Raw genomic sequence first — 16,668 nt, 5'->3', positions numbered from 1 at the left:
GGTGATGATGGCTCACGTTCACCGGCCTTTGCTTTCATGATGCTTCCCTGTCCGCCAGATGCCGGCTGGGAGCTGATCCGCCGTCAGGAGCTGCCCCGCCGAGCCGAGGATGGCCGCCCGCTCGGGGGCTTTTCGGCTGTGGCTTACGAGCGGTCGGCCGACCGGCTCTGGTTGCTCAGCGATGCGCCCCAGGGGCATCTCGTGCCTCTGGCGGGTGTGACGCCATGGCTGACGGGAACGGCGCCGCTTGCGCCTGGGCCCCGGCTGCTCCTGCGGGATGGAGCCGGGCAGCTTCTGCCGGCGCGCTTCGACGGCGAGGGTCTGGTGCTCAACGGCGATCAGGCCTGGATCGTGAGTGAAGGACGGCGCAACAGGCGGTTGGGGGCCCAACGGCCGCCCCAGTTGCTCCGCTTTTCGCTGCGGAGTGGTCGTCAGCAGGCCGAGCAAGCGCTGCCTCAGGCTTGGCGCTTTGGCCCCGGTCGCGGTCTGGCGTCAAACAAGGGGCCGGAATCCCTCACTGCCGGGCCTGCCGGCAGTCTGCTGCTGGCGGCGGAAGCGCCACTGCGACAGGACGTGTCCGGTGATGATGGCGATGTGGTGCGGCTCGCGATCCGCACGGCCGACGGCGCAATGGCCGAGGCCGGCCGGGTGGTGATCGGTCCGGCCGGTAGCGCCCTGGTCCGCTCCCAGGGCCTCACCGAGCTGCTCAGTCTGAACCCCTCCCGCGGTGTGCTGGCGCTGCTCCGCAGCTACACCCCGCCAGGGGAGTGGACGGCTCAGCTCCAGTGGCTGCCCTGGCCCGAGGGAAGCGCGCAGCCGCCGTTGCGTCCTCTGGCTGGCTGGGATCTGCTTCGGGTTGGGCTGCCGGCCGACAACTGGGAGGGCATGACCTGGGGGCCAGGGCTGGCGGATGGACGTTCGACGCTTGTGCTCGTGAGCGACGACAATTTCAATCCGCGTCAGCGAAGCTGGGTGGCGGTGCTGGCGCCGCGTCGTCAGGCCAGGTGCCCGGATCAGACCACCCCGGCTCCGAACCCGTCCTGACCCTCCGCTCCTCGCTCTTTCGCTTCCCATGCGCCGCCGCTCCGTGCTCAGCCTCCTCGGCCTTGGAGGTGCCGGTTGGATCGCCAGCCGCGCCGCCGATGGGCTGGCGGCTTCAGCCCAGGAGGCAGGGCCCTGGCCGTTTCAACCCGTGGCCACACCGCTGCCCGTCAACAGCGATGGCCTGTCGGCGGCCCAGCAACAGCGTGCCTATCGCGAGGTGGCGGTGGAGGATCGGCTGGTCGTTCCGGAGGGCTTCCGCAGTGACCTGCTGGCTGCCTGGGGGGATCCCCTGGCGACGGGGCGTTTCGGCTTCAACAACGATTACCTCGGCTTTGTTCCCCTCGGCTTGAACGAGGCCCTGCTCAGCGTCAATTTCGAATACATCAGTCCGATCCCCTGGAGCGACGGTTTCGCGGAGGTGGTGGGTCAGCCCCTGCCCTGGGGCGAGCTTGTGGCGGCTCTGGCGTCACGCCAGGGGGTGATCGACTGCAGCAGCCTGCCGGCCAACGATCCTCTGCTGGCGACGATCCGGGCTGTCAGCGCTCAGGCCATGGCCGATCTCGGGCTTGGGGTGATTCACCTGCAGCGCCAGGGCAGCGGCATCTGGCAGCGGACGCCCGACCGGCGCGAGCGGCGCGTGGATGGTCTGGCCGGTTGGCGCGACCCCGGGGCGCGTCTGCCGATCACAGGCCCCGCCACGGCGGTGTTCATGGCGCCGCAGTGCCTGGGCTATGCCGATGGCCTGGGTGCGGCGGTGGTGGGTACATTCGCCAACTGTGCCGGCGGCACCACCCCCTGGGGCACGGTGCTCAGCGCTGAGGAGAATTTCCAATCGCAGGTGCCGGAGGCGGTGTTTGCCGATGGCAGTGCTGCTCCCCCGTCGACCCTGCCCTTCGTGTGCCGGGCCACGACCCTGGCCGGTCTCGGCAATCCCTATGGGTTGGCTGGAAACAAATACGGTTGGATGGTGGAAATCGATCCGAAGGATCCGGCGGCCCCGGTGCGGAAGCACAGCGCTCTCGGCCGTTTTCGCCATGAGGCGGTGGCTGTGCGCGCGGTCGCCGGTGCGCCCCTCGTGGTGTATTCCGGCTGCGATCGCCGCGGCGGCCATCTCTATCGATTCGTCAGCTCCGGCCGGGTGAGCCGGCCGGAGGATCCCGCCAATTCCCGACTGCTCGAAGCCGGTGAGCTGCAGGTGGCCCGTTTCGCCGCCAATGGCACCGGCGAGTGGTTGCCCCTGCGTCCAGAGACCCCCGTGCAGCCGTTCCGTCCCGGCCGTTATCAGGCGGCCGGGCTCTCCTGCCCGGTGGATTTGCCCCATTCCGATCGACTGCAGGCGGGAGGGGAACTGTTTCGCGACGATGCGGCCGTGATCGCCTACGCCAAGCGCTTTCCAACCCTGGCGGCCCTGTATCGCGGAGACGGCGAAGCGTTGCAGGGGGCGATCCTGATCGATGCCCATCTGGCGGCCTCCGCCGCTGGCGCAACGCCCACGGCCCGACCGGAGGACACCGAGATTGATCCGGTGAGCGGCGACCTGCTGGTGGCGTTCACCTCCGGGGCACCCGGCAGCCGTGGTGGAGCTGATCCGGCCATTTTCCGTGGCCCTTCCGGTGAAGCCAGCTGGGCGCATGGCTGGGTCATGCGCCTGAGTGACGATCCAGTCCCAGGCCGTGGTTTTCGCTGGCGCATGGCTGTCACCGGTGGTGAACCCTGGGCTGGAGGGCTTGGCTTCACCAATCCCGACAACCTGGCGATCGACCGGCAGGGCAACCTCTGGATCGTCACGGACCGTTCCGCCAAGTCAGCGGCCAGCGACCAGTTCGGCAACAACAGTTGCTGGTTCGTGCCCCGTGCTGGGGATGGGGAGACAGCCGCCTGTTTTGCCACCGGCCCGATGGAATGCGAGCTCTGCGGCGTGAGCCTCGATCAGCAGGAGCGGGCCCTGTTCCTGGCGGTGCAGCATCCCGGCGAGGTGCAGGGCCGGCGCCAGCCGGGCTCGGAGGAGTTTCAGGCCCATCGCCTGCAGGATCGGCAGGGGGGCACGATCGAGCAGTTGCGCCGGGTGCCGCTGGGGTCGAACTGGCCGTCCCAGGCGCCGGGACGGCCACCTCGCCCGGGTGTGGTGGCGGTGCAGCGGCGCAATGGTCAGCCCCTGCTGGGTGCTTGATCCCGGCCCTGTCGCTCCAGGCCAGGGATCAGGGCCAGGGCGGCGATGAGTCCAAGCGTCAGGATCATCAGCGCTGGCCAGAGGGCGGCGGCCAGGCGTTCATCGCTGGCGTACTGGAACACCCGCACCGACAGGGTGTCGAAGTCGAAGGGACGCAGGGCGAAGGTGAGGGGCAGTTCCTTCACGGTGTCGACGAACACCAGCAGGGCGCCCACCGCCAAAGGGCCGCGCAGCAGGGGAAGGTGGATGCGCTGCAGCACGGCGGGCCAACGGCAACCCAGCCCGGTGGCCGCCTCATCCAGGCTGGGTGATAACCGCTCCAGCGCGGCGTCCAAGCCCCCCTTGGCTACGGCGAGGAAGCGATCGCTGTAGCCCCAGAGCAGCAGCAGCAAGGGGGCCAGCCGCCAGGGGGAGCCGAGCAGGAGCAGGGCCAGGGCGAGCACCGCGCCGGGAACGGCGTAGCCGACGCCAGCGAGAAAGGTGAGGCTGCGCAACCAGGCTGCGCTGCTCCAGCGTTTGGCGATCGCCAGCACGAGTGCGGCGGCCACCGCCAGCCCCGCGGCCGCCAGGCCGAGCCCGAGGCTGCGGACGGTGAGCTGCAGCAATTCCCCGCTGAATCCGGCTCGGAGTTGGTCCAGGTTGCGGGCGGTCCAGAGCAGGGGAATGCCGAGGCTGAGCAGAGGCGGCACGAAGCCAAGGACCTGGGCGCCAAGAGCCCGTTGCCCCTGCAGGGGCCAGGCCGGTGATTCACCCCCGGCCACCCCCTCAGTCCAGCGCCGGCTGCGCCGGCGCAGCCGGCGTTCCCCTACCAGCAGCACCATCACGATGCACAGCGTGATCAGGGCGAGGCCGACGGCCCCGGCGGGATTGCCTTCGGCCTGCCAAGCCTGGAGGATGCCGTCCGACAGGCTGGGGATGCCGAGCAACTGCACGGCGCCCAGTTCATTCACCACCTCCATCCCCATCAGGGCGATGCCGGCACCGATCGCAGGCAGAGCGAGGGGCAGGGCGATGCGCCGAAAGCTGTTCCAGGGCCCCACGCCGAGGCAGCGGCATGCTTCCAGCTGTCGCCTGCCGCAGATGGTGAAACTTTCGGTGCTCAACAGAAACACATAGGGGTAGGTGCTCAGGGCCATCACCAGCACCCCCCAGCCGAGGCCGTGAATGCGTAGCCCCTGACGGCTGCCGAGGTCGACCAGTGTGGCGGCCAGGAGATAGGAGGGACTGGCCAGGGGGAGCAGCTGGGCAACGCGGAGCAGGCGCCGGCCCGGGAAGCGGCAGTTGGCGAGAAGCCAGCCGTTGGCGGTACCGAGGGCACCACCGAGCAGGGCGGTGCCCAGCAACAGCAGGGTCGTGCCGCGCAGCTGGGCGCCGCCGTCAGGCCCCAGTTGGGCAGAGCCGTTCAGCAGTCCCTGAAGGCCTTCACCCAGAAGCCCTCCGATCGGCCAGAGAGCGAGCAGGGCGAGCAGCAGGGCGACGCCGCTGAGCAGGCGCCGCCCTGGTTGCCAGGTCGGGCGGTCGCCGGCTGCCAGGGGGGAAACACTCATTGCCAGCCGTTGGCTGTCATCAGATCGAGGGCCTTGCCGTTCAGTTCGCCGAGCCGGGCGGCCGACACGTCCGCCTGCTGGAACGGTCCCCAGGCGCTCACGATCGGATCATTGCCGAAGCCCCGCAAAGGGTATTCATGGTTCGCGGCGGCATAGCCCCCCTGGGATTTGTTGGAGACGAGAAATTCCAGGAATTGTTGGGCCGCCTTGGGACGCGAGCTGCTGCTGGTAACGCCGCCACCGGTGATGTTGACGTGCACTGGGTCGGGCCAAACCACAGCCACCTTGCTTGAGAGCGCGCGGTCTTCTTCGCCTTTTTTCCCAGCCTGCAGACGGCCCAGGTAGTAGGTGTTGGCCAGGGCGACGCCGCATTTTCCCTGAGCAACGGCGCGGATCATCGGCGTGTCGCTGCTGAACATCGGCTGAGCGAGATTCGCCACCATCCCTTTGATCCAGTCGGCGGTGGCCTCTTCCCCTACGCGATCAATCATGAAGGCCACCAACGACTGGTTGTAGACGCTGCGACGGTTGCGCAGACAGAGTCGCCCTTGCAGGGCCGGGTCCGCCAACTTGCGGTAGCTGTTCACCTCGGTGGGGGTGACCTGGGCAGGGTTGATGATCGGCGCGCGCAGGCGCCGGGTCAGGCCAAACCAGCGGTTGTTTGGATCGCGCAGATCGCTTGGCACAGCCGCTTCCAGCGCGGCTGAATCCACGGTTTGAAACAGGTCGAGGTCGGCGGCGCGGTCCAGTCGCGCCGCGTCGGCCAGGATCAACACGTCGGCGGGCGAGTTGCTGCCCTCATTGCGCAGTCGCTCAATCAGGGCATCGTCTTTGGCTTCCAGCAGCTTCACCTTGATGCCGGTTTCGGCTGTGAACTGCTCGTAAAGCGCCTTGTCGGTGTTGTAATGCCGTCCGGAGTAGACGCCGATCTCTTGGCGGCCCGATGTGGTGCAGGCGGCGAGCAGGCCGGACGATGCCAGGAGCAGGGCGAGCAGGCCGGCATTCCGACCGGCGGTTTTGCGAGTGATCCGCATTTGCGAGCGGCGATTGCCTGAGAATGATACGCAATAGCTCGCCGTCTGTGGGTGGGCATTAAAAAAACCCCGCTTTCGCGGGGTTGCGAAGTCACGAAGGCCTGCTCAGGAGCGGCCCTGATGCCGCACAGGGACCGGCACCAGGGCGGGTTCCATCAGGCCGCCGCCGCTGTTGTCGTCATCGGAATCTGCCAGAAACCAGAGGGCCAGCCCCAGCACGGTCAGAAGCGTGCTTGCCGCGAGAACTTCAACCATGCTCTCTCCCGTTGAACCGTCACCCTAATCACCTCAGAGCCCTTTCGCCTGTGCCTGTTGCATCGGAATCTCAGGCGAACCCCTGGCCGGCGTCCTTGGCCACGCAGGCCTGGAGTTGCCGGCGCAGGGTGGCGTGATCCAGATCACGGCCGATCAGCACCAGCTGGTTCTTGCGGGCGCCAGGCCAGTCACTGTCATCGATCGAGAAGCGTTTGCCGGCCAGATGAAACACGTGGCGGCGTTCACTTTCGTTGAACCAGAGGATGCCCTTGGCCCGGAACACGGAGGCCGGCAACTGATTGTCGAGGAAATTCTGAAATTTGCGCAGGGCGAAGGGCCCATCACTGCTGAAGGACAGAGAGGTGAACCCCTCGATCGCCAGATGGTCGCCAGCATCATGGCTGTGCCCATGGTCATGACTGTGTCCATGCTCATGACTGTGCCCATGGTGATGGTTGTGCCCCTGGTCGCCTTCGTGGTCATGGCTGCAGTGGCCATGGTCGTGGTCGCAGGCGCTGTGATCGAGGCTGGGATCATCGGCAGCGTTCACCACCCGATCGGATTCGAACAGCCCCACGCTCAGGAGCAGGGGCAGCGGCACACCGCCTTTCACAGCGCGCAGGATGCGGGCGTCCTGCTTCACCTCTTTCAGGCTGGCTTCAATCGCCTGCAGCCGTTCTTCGCTCACCAGATCGGTCTTGTTGAGCAGCAGGATGTCGCCGTAGATCACCTGCGAGCGGCCCACTTCGGTCTCGAGCACCTCCGCACCGAAATTCTCCGCGTCGATGAGCGTGATGATCGAGTCGAGCCGGGTCTGATCCCGCAGCTCGCTGCCCAGAAACGTCATGGCCACTGGGAGTGGATCCGCCAGACCCGTGGTTTCCACGACCAGGTAGTCGATGGGGTCCGGACGCTCCAGGATGCGATCCACCGCGTCCAACAGTTCTCCGTTGATCGAGCAACAGATGCAGCCGTTGCTCAGCTCCACCATGTCGTCACCGGTGCTCACCACCAGGTCGTTGTCGATGCCGATCTCGCCGAATTCATTCACCAGAACGGCGGTCTTGACGCCGTCTTGATTGCTGAGGATGTGATTCAGAAGGGTGGTTTTGCCGGCCCCCAGAAAGCCGGTGAGGATGGTCACCGGAACGCCGCTGGTCGTAGAGGCTGTCATGGTCGATTCGGGGAAGGCCAGGCCACAGCTCTCCATGCTGGCAGGTGCGAGTGCGGGGCGTCAGGCTGGCGTGAGCCGATCGATCGCTTGCGCCAGCTCCACATCGAGAGTCGACAGTCCTCCCAGATCGTGGGTGTGCAGCCGGATCGTCACCGTGGCGTACACATTGCTCCAGTCGGGGTGATGGTTCATCGCCTCAGCCAAGAGCGCCACCCGGCTCATGAAGCCCCAGGCTTCGTTGAAGTCTCTGAACTGCCAGCGCCGTTCCAGCTGTCCGTCCACCACAGCCCAGAGGGGCAGCTCCGTGCGCAGGGCCGCACGCTCCTCAGGGCTCAGCAGGGTGGCAAGCATGGCTGTGTCTGTCGGGATCTCAGCCTTAATCTTGAAGCCGTTGCGCCCAGCCTGGTGTGAAGAGCCCAAGCAATCTCGCTCTTGTGCTGGTCGGCGTCGGCCTTGCCTCTGTGTTTGCTTCGGCGCGGGCGCAGCGGGTGGTTCCCAAGATCGCCGACCTCTGCCCGATGGGGTATGTCGACACCTTCAACGGCAAGTGCAGCACCCTGGGTGTGATGAGCTACACGGTGCAGCCCACCAACGGCAAGGCCTGCCCGAGTGGCTGGATGAATGTGGGAGGCGGCTACTGCCGCAAAAAATGAACGCCCCCCGTCAGAGTCCGTGTAAACGGGCCTGCTCGAGCGCGGCGCGAATGATCAGGGCGTGCCGTTGCACCAAGGGCTCGAGTGCGTCATATCCACCGCCGATCACCGTTGCCACTGGAATGTTGCGGCGCAGGCAGGCATCGAGGACGAGCCGATCGCGATGCAGCAGTCCTTCATCGCTGAGAGCCAGGCGCCCGAGTCGGTCGTTTCTGTGGGGATCCACACCGGCGTTGTACAGCACCAGATCGGGGCGGACGGTGTCGAGCCGATCGGGAAGGCGATCGCCGATCGTGCTGAGGTAGGTCGCATCGTCCGTGCCGTCGGCCAGGGGCAGATCCAGGTCACTGCGGCCCTTGCGGAGCGGAAAGTTGCTCTGGGCGTGCACCGAGAGGGTGAACACCCTGGGATCCGTCGCGAAACAGGCCGCGGTGCCGTCGCCCTGGTGCACATCCAGATCCACCACCATCAGTCGCTTCACGGCCCCCTCGGCCAGCAGCACGGCGGCGGTCACAGCGCAGTCGTTGAAAATGCAGAAGCCGCTGCCATAGCCGGGATGGGCGTGATGGGTGCCACCGGCCAGGTGGGAGGCGATGCCATGACGCAAGGCCAGCCGCGCCGTCAGCAGGGTGCCGCCCACCGCCAACCAGGTGCGTTGCACTAGGGCATGGCTGTTCGGAAGCCCGATCCGGCGTTGTTCAGCCCGGCCGAGCTGTCCTCGGCTGAAGGCCTGGTGATAAGAGCGATCGTGAATGCGTTCGAGGTCGCGGCGGGCGATGCTCACGGGCCGTTTCACCGCATCGGGCCTGATCCAGCCGCGTTCCAGCAGCAGGTCATGCAGGAGGCGGAATTTCGCCATCGGGAAGCGATGGCTGCTGGGCAGTGGAGTCGAGTAGCGCGGGTGGTAGACGATCGGCAGGGGCACCGGCGGCTCTGTCGAGGCGAAGGATGTGCACCAGACTGCCCGGATCCCTCAGGAATCCGACTGCGATGGCGGCAACGCCTGATTTCAATAGTGCCGCCGAGAAGCGCGCCCGTTTCGGCAAGGTGTTCGCGCCGCGGGTGGAGAAGCTGATCGAGGCTCTGCAGGCTGTGGCCAAGACGGCCAATCTCGAGATCTACGACTTCGACGATGCCTTGGTGAAGAAGCTGTTCATCGAGCTGGCGCGGCGTTTTCGCGCCACCGCCCACCGCTTCGGCATTGATTTTGAGATCACCGTCGACGGTGAGGTGGTCGACTGACGGTTGCGGCGGGCTGCACCCCTTGCCGATGCGTCCCAAGCTGAGCCAAGCTTAAGACAATCGAAAGAACTGCCATGAAAGCCGGACCCTCCTGCCCGATCCATCTGGGCACCCTCGACTCGCCCGACTACTGGACCGATAACGCTCTGGTGGCCGCTGTGCAGCCCGCCAGTGAAGTGGAGTGGCGCCACTGGGCTGCCTGGACCAGCGAGCAGCAAGCCCGCCGTCGCACCCGTAACGTGCCCCGTTAAAGGGCATGGCATGGGCGCTGGAGACACAGCCTGGGAGCAACTGGGTCGCCATCTGAGGGAAACCAATCTGCTCGGTTCGATCCAGAGCACGCTCTACTGGGATCAGAACACACGCATGCCCAGCGGGGGAGCCGCCTGGCGTGGTGAGCAGCTGGCCCTGCTGGCGCGTCAGCTCCATGCCCGCCAGAGCGCTGCCTCCTATGCCGACCTGATCGCCGAAGCTCGGCAGGATTGGCGTGTCGCCATCGCGGCAGCGGGCGCTGCGGCCAATCCCGATCTGGTGGCCCGCGGCCGCAATCTCGATCTTCTGGAGCAGGATCTGCGCCGCCAGCAGGCCCTCGATCCCGATCTGGTCAGTGCCCTGGCCACGGCCAAGGCTGAGGGCTACGACCGCTGGCAGCAGGCCAAAGCCAGCGCCGATTTCAGCCTGTTCGCGCCGGCTCTGGCCCGAATGGTCGCCCTGCGACAGGAGCAGGCCCGCCAGCTGGCGGAACCGCGCAGTTGTTGGGAGACCCTGGCCCAGCCTTTCGAGCCCGATCTCAGCCTGGAGCGACTTCAGCAGTTGTTTGCGCCCTTGCGCAAGCGGTTGCCGGAACTGCTGGATCAGCTGCGCAGCGGTCCGAGGCCCACATCCCTCAGTTGGGATCTGCCTGCCGCGACTCAGCAGCAGCTCTGTGATCAGCTGCTCACCGACTGGGGCCAGGATCCGGCGCTCACCTGCGTGGCCGCATCCCCGCATCCGTTCTCGATCACCCTTGGCCCCAGGGATTTCCGGATCACCACCCGGGTGGTGGCCGGTCAGCCCCTCTCCTGTTTCCTGGCCACGGCCCATGAATGGGGGCATTCGCTTTATGAGCAGGGGTTGCCCACCGCGAGCCATCAGTGGTTTGCCTGGCCCCTGGGGCAGGCCACGTCGATGGCCGTGCACGAGAGCCAGTCGCTGTTCTGGGAAAACCGGGTGGCCCGCAGCCTCCCCTTCGCCGAACGCTGGTGGCAGCGATTTGCGGCGGCGGGTGCCCCGCTGGGTTCAGCGCGGGAGTTTTGGCAGGCGATGAATCCGATGGCGCCGGGCTGCAATCGCGTCGAGGCGGATGAACTCAGCTACGGGCTACACATCATGATCCGCACGGATCTGGAGCTGGCCCTGCTGGAGCAGGGGCTGGCAGTGGACGATCTGCCGCAGGAATGGAACCGTCGCTACGAAGAGCTGCTTGGGGTCAAGCCCGCTGATGACGCCGAGGGGTGTTTGCAGGATGTGCACTGGAGCGAGGGCTTGTTCGGTTACTTCCCCTCCTATCTGCTCGGCCATCTCATCAGTGCCCAGTTGAGTGAAGCGATGACCGCGGCGATCGGCGCCCCGGAAGACCACATCGCCCGTGGTGATCTCGGCGGCATGCTCGCCTGGTTGCGCGAGCACGTGCATCCGATCGGCCGTGCCCTCAATGCGGAGCAGCTGGTGGAGCAGGTGAGTGGAAGCCCCCTGTCGGCCGAGCCGTTTCTGGCCTACCTCGAGGCAAAGCTCAGCCGTTTGTCGCTGGCGCTGTCAGGGAGCTGAGAGGTCGATCGAGGTGATGGTGAAGATGCCGTCGTTCCGGTCATGTTCATTGCCGCCATTGAGCAGATCTTCAAAGGCGAAGCTGCTACCGCTGAGCAGATCGAAATGGCGATAGTCCCTGGCATTGGCACTGTCGAAAGCGGTCAACATCTGGCCTTTGCCGTTGTTGATGATCGGAGCAAAAAGTTGGCCGGCTGTGAGTTGGATTGATCCTTTGCTGGTGGAATCAAAATCGGCAACAATCGGCGCGTCTGGCTGCAGCCTGCGTGACCAGGCCTCGTTGAGGTACTCGCTGTCTGAGGGTGGGAGACCATTGATGCTGCCAGTCACGTCATCAATGGCGTAAAAGAAGAGTTGATTGGTGTAGTCGGCGTTGCGGGAATAGCTGTAGTTCACCGTGGTCTTTCTTCCCTCAAGGGAGTCCGGAAGGAAGCGCAGATCCAGCAGGGCTCCCACGACTTCGTCGTTAAAGGGGGATGTCGAGTTTAATGGGTTAATGGAGTCGAAATTGGCGTCACTTTGCAAGGCGAGTTGACGCGCCGATTGAGAAAGTAAATCCCAGGTTTTGATGCGATTCAGGCCCAGTCTTTCGATTGCTGGAGGTTTATAAAATCCTGGTGAATGTTTTTTGTCGAGAATGGAGGGATCACCCTCGGTTGGCCAATAGTAGCGAGCCATGACCTCAAATTCATGGGCTTTTCTGGGATGGCCGGAACCTGCGTTGGTGACCAGAGGTGTGGGGAGCCAATTCTGCCGGTTGGTGTCTGGTGCCAGATTGGAAAGAAGAAGGTTGATGCTTCCGTCGCTTTCGGTGGCAAGTGTGGTGGTTGCATTCGTCTCTCCCGGCAGTTGGCTGGAACCGAGTTGGGCCACAGGATTGATCCAACCAAATGACAGGGTGCTGCCGGCTGAGCCCTTAAGGGAGACCGGCTGGGTGGGTGATCCCTCTCCTCCAACTGGGATTCCGTTGCTATATGTAGGCTGATAATCTGAGGCCAGCTTTAGTAAGATGCTGTTGCCAACTTCTTCTGCGCTGTAGACGTAATATATCGTGTCTTTTTCCATTCCCTCAATGGATGGCTTTTCTTTGCCTGTTAATAATGCTGTTCCTAAGGCAGTGCTGTCATTCCAGTTCGGTGGCTTACTCGTTTTGATCCTGCCGTCGGCTGTGAGCGTGGCCGTCTCATCGATGGGTGTGTAAGCGGTGTTCTGGATGGCGTTCTCGATCAGGAAGGGCTGGTATGCATTTCCGGGGTTTGGTTGATAAATCGTGAATGACCAGAAACCCTGAGCCGGTGCATATGCTGCGATGGACTGTTGATTGGCTGTGGCAGGGAGGGTGATTCGGTAGTTGTAAGTACTCGTGAGCTGAAGTCCGTCGCTATCGCGCTGCGTCGTGGGGTAAACAGCGTCATTGGGGATATTGGCCGCTCCCCCTTCCACGGCGGCCCCGGCGCGGACTAGCCACGATTTCCAGGTATTGGGATAGACCCCGATGTGGTTGTTCGTGATGTGCCACCCGTGGTGTAGGAGTGGAATGCCCTTGGAAGCGTCGTCGGTAGCTTTTTGGAGAAAATTTAGGGCAAAACGATAGGACTCTTGAAAGATCTGGCGCTCTTGTGTTGTCCAGTTGGCAGGCTGCTGAAAGCCCTCTTCTAGATTGAGGCCGATGGCTGCAAAGCGCTCATTGAGATCGTTTTTTCGACGAGAAGAGAGTGCGGAAGGGGGTTGGTAGATGGTGTTGGGGTTTTTCTGTTGGTCCTGAACACTGTTTTGATTGTGGATCCAGACCTGGTAAGCAGGAGGTTGAAAGGAATTGGTGCGGGTATCTGGAATGGGATTAAGCGTGAGGGCTTCCGATACTTGTTTGAAGTAATGTTCGGCCCGTTGTGGAGTGCTCCCGTATAGATCGCGTGCAACTTCAACTCGGATTCCTTCATTGGGTTCGTGTTTTGGTCTTCGGTGCGGGACTGTTCCTGTGGATTTGAAATCCTTTAATGTGGTGATCTGGAAGCCGCTACCTGGTTCAGACCTTGATCCGTTGATGAAGGCACGGGTTGCCGCCATGGCTTCTGCATCCAGCGTGTTCGTGGCGAAGCGCGCTGTGATCCAGGCTCGTGGGGTGTCGATGCGGAGAATGTTGAGTTTGCTACCCGCGATCGTCACTGTCGTGTGACTGCCCTTGTAGTGAGGGCTGTCAGGGCCAGCCAGGAGGATGTATTGGGGAGATGTGCTATTGATCTCTGCAGCGGTCCTGGGGCCAAGAGATCCATTCGTGTTGATGTAGCTATCGAGAACGGCGAGAATGTAATAGAGCCCATCAGGGTTGGCTGGAAGTTGCAGAACCTGTTCCCCATGGTCCCGGCCGTCGATCCGGTTGAGATCCAGCCATGCAGTCATGTAGTACACAGACGCATCAGGTGCCGGTGTCGAGTTTTTGTTCAACCAGCTGGTTATATAGTCTGGTTTAAATAATCTGTTTCTGGGTGCCTCGCTGATCGTATTAAGTGAAAATAATCTATGGGTCTCATTCAGCGGATAGGACCAGATCGTGGCCTCCAGGGTCGCATCGAATATCTTTCTCTCATTCTCTGTGAGATCTCCGAGGCCTGTGCTGCTCTTGAAATCACTCAATAGTGCTGTTGTATTGAGGCCGCTGCCATCGGAAGTGACATAATCCTCAGGCCACGCAATGGTGCTCATTGTGAGGTTTAGGGCTAGTGGATTTCTAGCGGCTTCGCTTGGTGTTGTCTATGCGTTCGTCCTTGCTTGTTGGCCTGCTGTTCATAATCGCTCACTTAGCCTCTGCGGTACTACCCTGAATTTTTGAACCCTGCCCGCCACTGGCGTGAGCAGCTTTATGGGTTGTATGCATAGCGGATTCAGTTCCTGGATCGGCAATTCGCCAGTAGCTTTGTCAGTTAGAGGCAGCGATTCACATCTGCTCTCTTCGCGCTGTTGCAGAAGGTCATCCCTCACCCCATCTGAGAACACCTCTATCTCGTTTTCGATTCCTTCAGTGGCTCATGGGTCATGACCTATGCCGCTGTCGTTGAGTGGTGCCCAAGCCAGGGCGGGCATTGATATCTCGTAGTTGGTCGACATCGCCGGTTCGACGGGGCCCATGCTGGGGTTAAGCGCCTCTTGGCCAGGCTTCTGGGATTAGCTCCCAGCGCCCCATAGCCGAAGAAAAAGCGATGTGTCGCTCCATACCCACGGGTTGGTGCCTAGCGGTGGGGAGTCCCATCGCCGGCTTGCCCATGTCGATGAAACAACTGGAGACCTTCCTCGCCAAGGCTCAAAGCAACGACACGATCCGTCGTGAAGTGGAGAGCTGCGGCACCGACAACACCTGTGTTGCCAAGGTTGCGCTCCGTCACGGTCACAGGTTTTCTCCAGCGAATCTGACCCGCTGGCAGCGAGAGCACCAGTGATCGATCCGCGGCTCCGGCACGTTTTGTGTTTGAGCTGCGACGGCAGCCACGGCGGTGGCTGCCGGCCTTCTACAAGGGATGAGTCCCGCATGAGACCTGGCATGTCGCGAACCTTCAGCAGAGATCTGGCTCAGTCGTTGGCCCTGATGCTGCTGGAGTTGGATGCGGAATTGCAGGAGTTCGCTTTTCAGGTTGACGTGGCCGCTGTTGAACCCTGTGCAGCCCTGGCGACCCCGGAGCCTGAGTTGCTGCCGCCCCTGGGATGATCGATCTGCAGCCGTTGTTGTCGCGCCTGGCAGCGGTTCCTGGCATGGAAGCTGGGGCACCCCGACTCGTGCTCCTGCTCAGCCAGCTTGGGGACTTTGATTCTCTCGAATACGCCCAGGCGCTGGTGCCGGTTCTGCCTCAGCTTGACCGGGTCGGCATCCAGGTTCTGGCGATCGCCATTGGAGACGGCGCCGGCGCCGATCGCTTCTGCGCTTTCACAGGCTTCCCCCGCGAACGACTTCAGGTTGAGGCGGATGCCTCCCTGCATCGTGCCCTGGGATGCTCTCCCGGCCTGCAGCTGCCGGGAGGCCCTTGGCCTGCTTTGTTCCTGATGTGCGCGGGCATCGGTTCGCCCGGAACGCTGGCTGAGGTGGTGCGTGGTTACACCGGGGATCGCAGAGCACCGCAGTGCTTCGATGACGAGGCGGTGGTTGAAACCGGGGTGTTGCCAGCGTTTCCTGCAGCTCTCTTTCGACGTGCTGGCGGCCATGGCTTTCAGCGTCCGTTCGAATTGGCCACTGTGCGTTTGCGCAACATGAACGAGGTGTTGCGTCGCTGGCGCACCTATGTGCCCGATGACCGTTTCATCACTCAACGGGGTGGAACGTTTCTGTTGGCTGCCGATGACTCCCCGCTTTACGTCCACCGGGATAGGGGGATCCTCGGCTTCTCGGCCACCATGCATCGGCCCCTGGCGTTCCTTGATCCCTGGTTGCAGGCTGATGCAGCAGCTTGAGATGGCCGACGGGGCGCTTGGGGCATTACCTCCCTGGCGCCCCCTCCTGCGTGCCGCTCGGCAACGGGAGGGTCGCGCCCCTGGGGCTGGTTGGCTGCAACTGGCCACGGTGTCCGCGGAGGGCTGTCCTCGGGTGAGGACGTTGGTGTTTCGCGGCTGGAGTGCCCAAGGGGAGCTGGAGTTGCTCACCGATACGCGCAGTGAGAAGCCCAACGACCTTCGGCATCAGCCCAGGGTGGAACTGTGCTGGCTGTTTCGCAAAACCCGCGAGCAATTTCGTCTGCGCGGCCTCGCCCGGGTCATCGATGGCGAGCAGGATCACGAGGCCCTTGAGCATCACTGGCAGCGGCTCACGCCTCGGGGGCGTGCAGTCTGGGACTGGCCCCAGCCAGGAGGCCCCTTCAAGACGGAGGGCCCCTGGCCTGAGCAGATCCCTGATGGTGTCCCCCAGCCGGACGTGTTTGCTTTGATCAGAGTGCAACTGGAGCGGGTGGAGCAGCTCGATCTCAAACCCCACCCCCATCGCCGTCGCTGCTGGTTGCGGGATCAGGGTTGGCCGGAACAGCACCTCAACCCTTGAGGCTCCAAAGCGCCAATCCACCACCCCGACCGCGGGCGGCCAGCCAGCCGGAGGGATCACGCCGGATCAGGGCAAAAAAGGGTTGACGACGTGGCTCTGTTGTTGGGTTGAGTGGGCGCTGCAGCAGCGTTTGATTGCTGAAGCTCAGGGAGAGGTTGTCGAACTGAAAGCGCAAGAGGGGCCGTTGGCCATGGAGTTGAGCGATGCCTCGAAAACGAAGCTCCAGAGCTCCCAGATTCACCGCGTTGCTGATGGAGAGCGATCCATCACCCGTCTCGCTCAGTTCCAGTCGGGCGTTGATAAGGCGCAGCATCCAGCTGGTGACAGCGCTGGTTTCCGTGCCGCTGCGAGACCAGACACTCTGTAGGCGCCAGGATCCCTGCAGGTCGGAACTTCTGATGCCAGTTCCCTCACGGCGGACTTGTTGCTCAAGCTTGAGCAGCTCACTGCTGCTGGGTGGATGCATCATTCACCCGAGGCTGAGATACCAGCGCAGCAGTGCCATCACCTGACCGGCCGGCCCCACTCCGCTGATCCATTCACCGATCAGGGCGGCGACGAAGCCGAGCATGGCGACACGTCCATTGAGTCGCTCAACTGCGATCAGGGCGGAGGTGTTCCATGGCTTCCGGGAGCTGAGGCTCTCCCCGAAGCTCTCCAGCGGCTCGTAGAGGTAAGGATCAGGAGGCATCGGAGCGAGGTCGGATGCTGGGAGCTTATTCAGCC

The 16,668-nt window shown here is 63.4% G+C and carries 19 protein-coding genes; 10 read left to right on the top strand and 9 right to left on the bottom strand.

Annotated features, from left to right (window positions below; translation table 11 throughout):
- The first annotated feature begins 36 nt into the window (after positions 1–36).
- Positions 37–1,044, top strand: a complete 1,008-nt coding sequence (locus tag SynRS9909_RS10195) for an esterase-like activity of phytase family protein (RefSeq protein WP_007101822.1) — start codon at positions 37–39, stop codon at positions 1,042–1,044.
- 28 nt (positions 1,045–1,072) lie between these two features.
- Complete coding sequence (locus SynRS9909_RS10190; protein WP_007101823.1) at positions 1,073–3,214, top strand: PhoX family phosphatase; 2,142 nt, start codon at positions 1,073–1,075, stop codon at positions 3,212–3,214.
- Here SynRS9909_RS10190 and SynRS9909_RS10185 read toward each other — a convergent pair.
- The 5 genes from SynRS9909_RS10185 to SynRS9909_RS10165 form a co-directional block, all read right to left on the bottom strand.
- A complete protein-coding gene (locus SynRS9909_RS10185) occupies positions 3,193–4,761 on the bottom strand; it encodes an iron ABC transporter permease (protein ID WP_007101824.1) in 1,569 nt (522 codons plus the stop codon). The two genes, SynRS9909_RS10190 and SynRS9909_RS10185, sit on opposite strands and share 22 nt — an antisense overlap.
- Entirely contained in the window at positions 4,758–5,795 is a 1,038-nt protein-coding gene (locus SynRS9909_RS10180) for an extracellular solute-binding protein (protein WP_007101825.1), read from the bottom strand. Before SynRS9909_RS10180 ends, SynRS9909_RS10185 begins: the two co-directional genes overlap by 4 nt.
- A gap of 105 nt (positions 5,796–5,900) precedes the next feature.
- Positions 5,901–6,050 carry a hypothetical protein gene (locus SynRS9909_RS10175; RefSeq protein WP_007101826.1) on the bottom strand — a complete coding sequence of 50 codons (150 nt, stop codon included), beginning with the start codon at positions 6,048–6,050 and terminating at the stop codon, positions 5,901–5,903.
- 70 nt (positions 6,051–6,120) lie between these two features.
- The gene (locus SynRS9909_RS10170; RefSeq protein WP_038001891.1) at positions 6,121–7,224 is read right to left on the bottom strand and encodes a GTP-binding protein; all 1,104 of its coding nucleotides are present in this window, start codon (positions 7,222–7,224) and stop codon (positions 6,121–6,123) included.
- Between the two features lie 60 nt (positions 7,225–7,284).
- Positions 7,285–7,575, bottom strand: coding sequence for a 4a-hydroxytetrahydrobiopterin dehydratase (locus SynRS9909_RS10165; RefSeq protein WP_007101828.1), 291 nt, complete (start codon positions 7,573–7,575; stop codon positions 7,285–7,287).
- 56 nt (positions 7,576–7,631) lie between these two features.
- Between SynRS9909_RS10165 and SynRS9909_RS10160 the strand changes: the two genes are divergently transcribed.
- Positions 7,632–7,877: a hypothetical protein gene (locus tag SynRS9909_RS10160; protein ID WP_007101829.1), complete on the top strand. Its 246-nt coding sequence runs from the start codon at positions 7,632–7,634 to the stop codon at positions 7,875–7,877.
- Between the two features lie 10 nt (positions 7,878–7,887).
- Here the strand turns inward: SynRS9909_RS10160 and SynRS9909_RS10155 are convergent, their stop codons facing one another.
- Complete coding sequence (locus tag SynRS9909_RS10155; protein WP_007101830.1) at positions 7,888–8,802, bottom strand: histone deacetylase; 915 nt, start codon at positions 8,800–8,802, stop codon at positions 7,888–7,890.
- 65 nt (positions 8,803–8,867) lie between these two features.
- Between SynRS9909_RS10155 and SynRS9909_RS10150 the strand changes: the two genes are divergently transcribed.
- The 3 genes from SynRS9909_RS10150 (at position 8,868) to SynRS9909_RS10140 (ending at position 10,925) form a co-directional block, all read left to right on the top strand.
- Positions 8,868–9,119, top strand: a complete 252-nt coding sequence (locus tag SynRS9909_RS10150; protein ID WP_007101831.1) for a hypothetical protein — start codon at positions 8,868–8,870, stop codon at positions 9,117–9,119.
- A 74-nt stretch (positions 9,120–9,193) separates the two neighbouring features.
- Positions 9,194–9,370: a hypothetical protein gene (locus SynRS9909_RS10145; protein WP_007101832.1), complete on the top strand. Its 177-nt coding sequence runs from the start codon at positions 9,194–9,196 to the stop codon at positions 9,368–9,370.
- Positions 9,371–9,380: 10 nt separating this feature from the next.
- Complete coding sequence (locus tag SynRS9909_RS10140) at positions 9,381–10,925, top strand: carboxypeptidase M32 (protein WP_007101833.1); 1,545 nt, start codon at positions 9,381–9,383, stop codon at positions 10,923–10,925.
- Here the strand turns inward: SynRS9909_RS10140 and SynRS9909_RS10135 are convergent.
- Positions 10,914–13,628, bottom strand: a complete 2,715-nt coding sequence (locus SynRS9909_RS10135; protein WP_038001171.1) for a DUF1214 domain-containing protein — start codon at positions 13,626–13,628, stop codon at positions 10,914–10,916. The two genes, SynRS9909_RS10140 and SynRS9909_RS10135, sit on opposite strands and share 12 nt — an antisense overlap.
- A 557-nt stretch (positions 13,629–14,185) precedes the next feature.
- Between SynRS9909_RS10135 and SynRS9909_RS10130 the strand changes: the two genes are divergently transcribed.
- The 4 genes from SynRS9909_RS10130 to SynRS9909_RS10115 all read left to right on the top strand — a co-directional run bounded on the left by SynRS9909_RS10130 (position 14,186) and on the right by SynRS9909_RS10115 (position 15,942).
- Positions 14,186–14,359: a Nif11 family protein gene (locus tag SynRS9909_RS10130; RefSeq protein ID WP_007101836.1), complete on the top strand. Its 174-nt coding sequence runs from the start codon at positions 14,186–14,188 to the stop codon at positions 14,357–14,359.
- A 101-nt stretch (positions 14,360–14,460) separates the two neighbouring features.
- Complete coding sequence (locus SynRS9909_RS10125; protein ID WP_007101837.1) at positions 14,461–14,625, top strand: hypothetical protein; 165 nt, start codon at positions 14,461–14,463, stop codon at positions 14,623–14,625.
- A complete protein-coding gene (locus SynRS9909_RS10120; RefSeq protein WP_007101838.1) occupies positions 14,622–15,362 on the top strand; it encodes a peroxiredoxin-like family protein in 741 nt (246 codons plus the stop codon). The genes SynRS9909_RS10125 and SynRS9909_RS10120 overlap by 4 nt, the downstream gene beginning before the upstream one ends.
- Positions 15,349–15,942, top strand: coding sequence for a pyridoxamine 5'-phosphate oxidase family protein (locus tag SynRS9909_RS10115; protein WP_007101839.1), 594 nt, complete (start codon positions 15,349–15,351; stop codon positions 15,940–15,942). Before SynRS9909_RS10120 ends, SynRS9909_RS10115 begins: the two co-directional genes overlap by 14 nt.
- On the opposite strand, the gene SynRS9909_RS10110 is transcribed toward SynRS9909_RS10115, so the two are convergent.
- Both SynRS9909_RS10110 and SynRS9909_RS10105 read right to left on the bottom strand, forming a co-directional pair.
- Positions 15,932–16,411: a hypothetical protein gene (locus SynRS9909_RS10110; RefSeq protein WP_007101840.1), complete on the bottom strand. Its 480-nt coding sequence runs from the start codon at positions 16,409–16,411 to the stop codon at positions 15,932–15,934. The genes SynRS9909_RS10115 and SynRS9909_RS10110 overlap by 11 nt on opposite strands.
- Positions 16,412–16,633 carry a chlorophyll a/b-binding protein gene (locus SynRS9909_RS10105; protein WP_007101841.1) on the bottom strand — a complete coding sequence of 74 codons (222 nt, stop codon included), beginning with the start codon at positions 16,631–16,633 and terminating at the stop codon, positions 16,412–16,414. It lies immediately after the preceding gene.
- Positions 16,634–16,668: the final 35 nt, after the last annotated feature.

It is taken from the genome of Synechococcus sp. RS9909 (assembly GCF_014279595.1).
Lineage (GTDB): Bacteria > Cyanobacteriota > Cyanobacteriia > PCC-6307 > Cyanobiaceae > Synechococcus_C.
This window is presented reverse-complemented; position numbering and strand designations above follow the sequence as displayed.

Coding starts and splice junctions, on each gene's coding strand:
- SynRS9909_RS10145 (WP_007101832.1), top strand. CDS start 9,194: ATGAAAGCCGGACCCTCCTGCCCGATCCATCTGGGCACCCTCGACTCG.
- SynRS9909_RS10195 (WP_007101822.1), top strand. CDS start 37: ATGATGCTTCCCTGTCCGCCAGATGCCGGCTGGGAGCTGATCCGCCGT.
- SynRS9909_RS10165 (WP_007101828.1), bottom strand. CDS start 7,575: ATGCTTGCCACCCTGCTGAGCCCTGAGGAGCGTGCGGCCCTGCGCACG.
- SynRS9909_RS10105 (WP_007101841.1), bottom strand. CDS start 16,633: ATGCCTCCTGATCCTTACCTCTACGAGCCGCTGGAGAGCTTCGGGGAG.
- SynRS9909_RS10185 (WP_007101824.1), bottom strand. CDS start 4,761: ATGAGTGTTTCCCCCCTGGCAGCCGGCGACCGCCCGACCTGGCAACCA.
- SynRS9909_RS10120 (WP_007101838.1), top strand. CDS start 14,622: ATGATCGATCTGCAGCCGTTGTTGTCGCGCCTGGCAGCGGTTCCTGGC.
- SynRS9909_RS10150 (WP_007101831.1), top strand. CDS start 8,868: ATGGCGGCAACGCCTGATTTCAATAGTGCCGCCGAGAAGCGCGCCCGT.
- SynRS9909_RS10125 (WP_007101837.1), top strand. CDS start 14,461: ATGTCGCGAACCTTCAGCAGAGATCTGGCTCAGTCGTTGGCCCTGATG.
- SynRS9909_RS10130 (WP_007101836.1), top strand. CDS start 14,186: ATGTCGATGAAACAACTGGAGACCTTCCTCGCCAAGGCTCAAAGCAAC.
- SynRS9909_RS10140 (WP_007101833.1), top strand. CDS start 9,381: ATGGGCGCTGGAGACACAGCCTGGGAGCAACTGGGTCGCCATCTGAGG.
- SynRS9909_RS10170 (WP_038001891.1), bottom strand. CDS start 7,224: ATGACAGCCTCTACGACCAGCGGCGTTCCGGTGACCATCCTCACCGGC.
- SynRS9909_RS10190 (WP_007101823.1), top strand. CDS start 1,073: ATGCGCCGCCGCTCCGTGCTCAGCCTCCTCGGCCTTGGAGGTGCCGGT.
- SynRS9909_RS10175 (WP_007101826.1), bottom strand. CDS start 6,050: ATGGTTGAAGTTCTCGCGGCAAGCACGCTTCTGACCGTGCTGGGGCTG.
- SynRS9909_RS10110 (WP_007101840.1), bottom strand. CDS start 16,411: ATGATGCATCCACCCAGCAGCAGTGAGCTGCTCAAGCTTGAGCAACAA.
- SynRS9909_RS10180 (WP_007101825.1), bottom strand. CDS start 5,795: ATGCGGATCACTCGCAAAACCGCCGGTCGGAATGCCGGCCTGCTCGCC.
- SynRS9909_RS10115 (WP_007101839.1), top strand. CDS start 15,349: ATGCAGCAGCTTGAGATGGCCGACGGGGCGCTTGGGGCATTACCTCCC.
- SynRS9909_RS10135 (WP_038001171.1), bottom strand. CDS start 13,628: ATGAGCACCATTGCGTGGCCTGAGGATTATGTCACTTCCGATGGCAGC.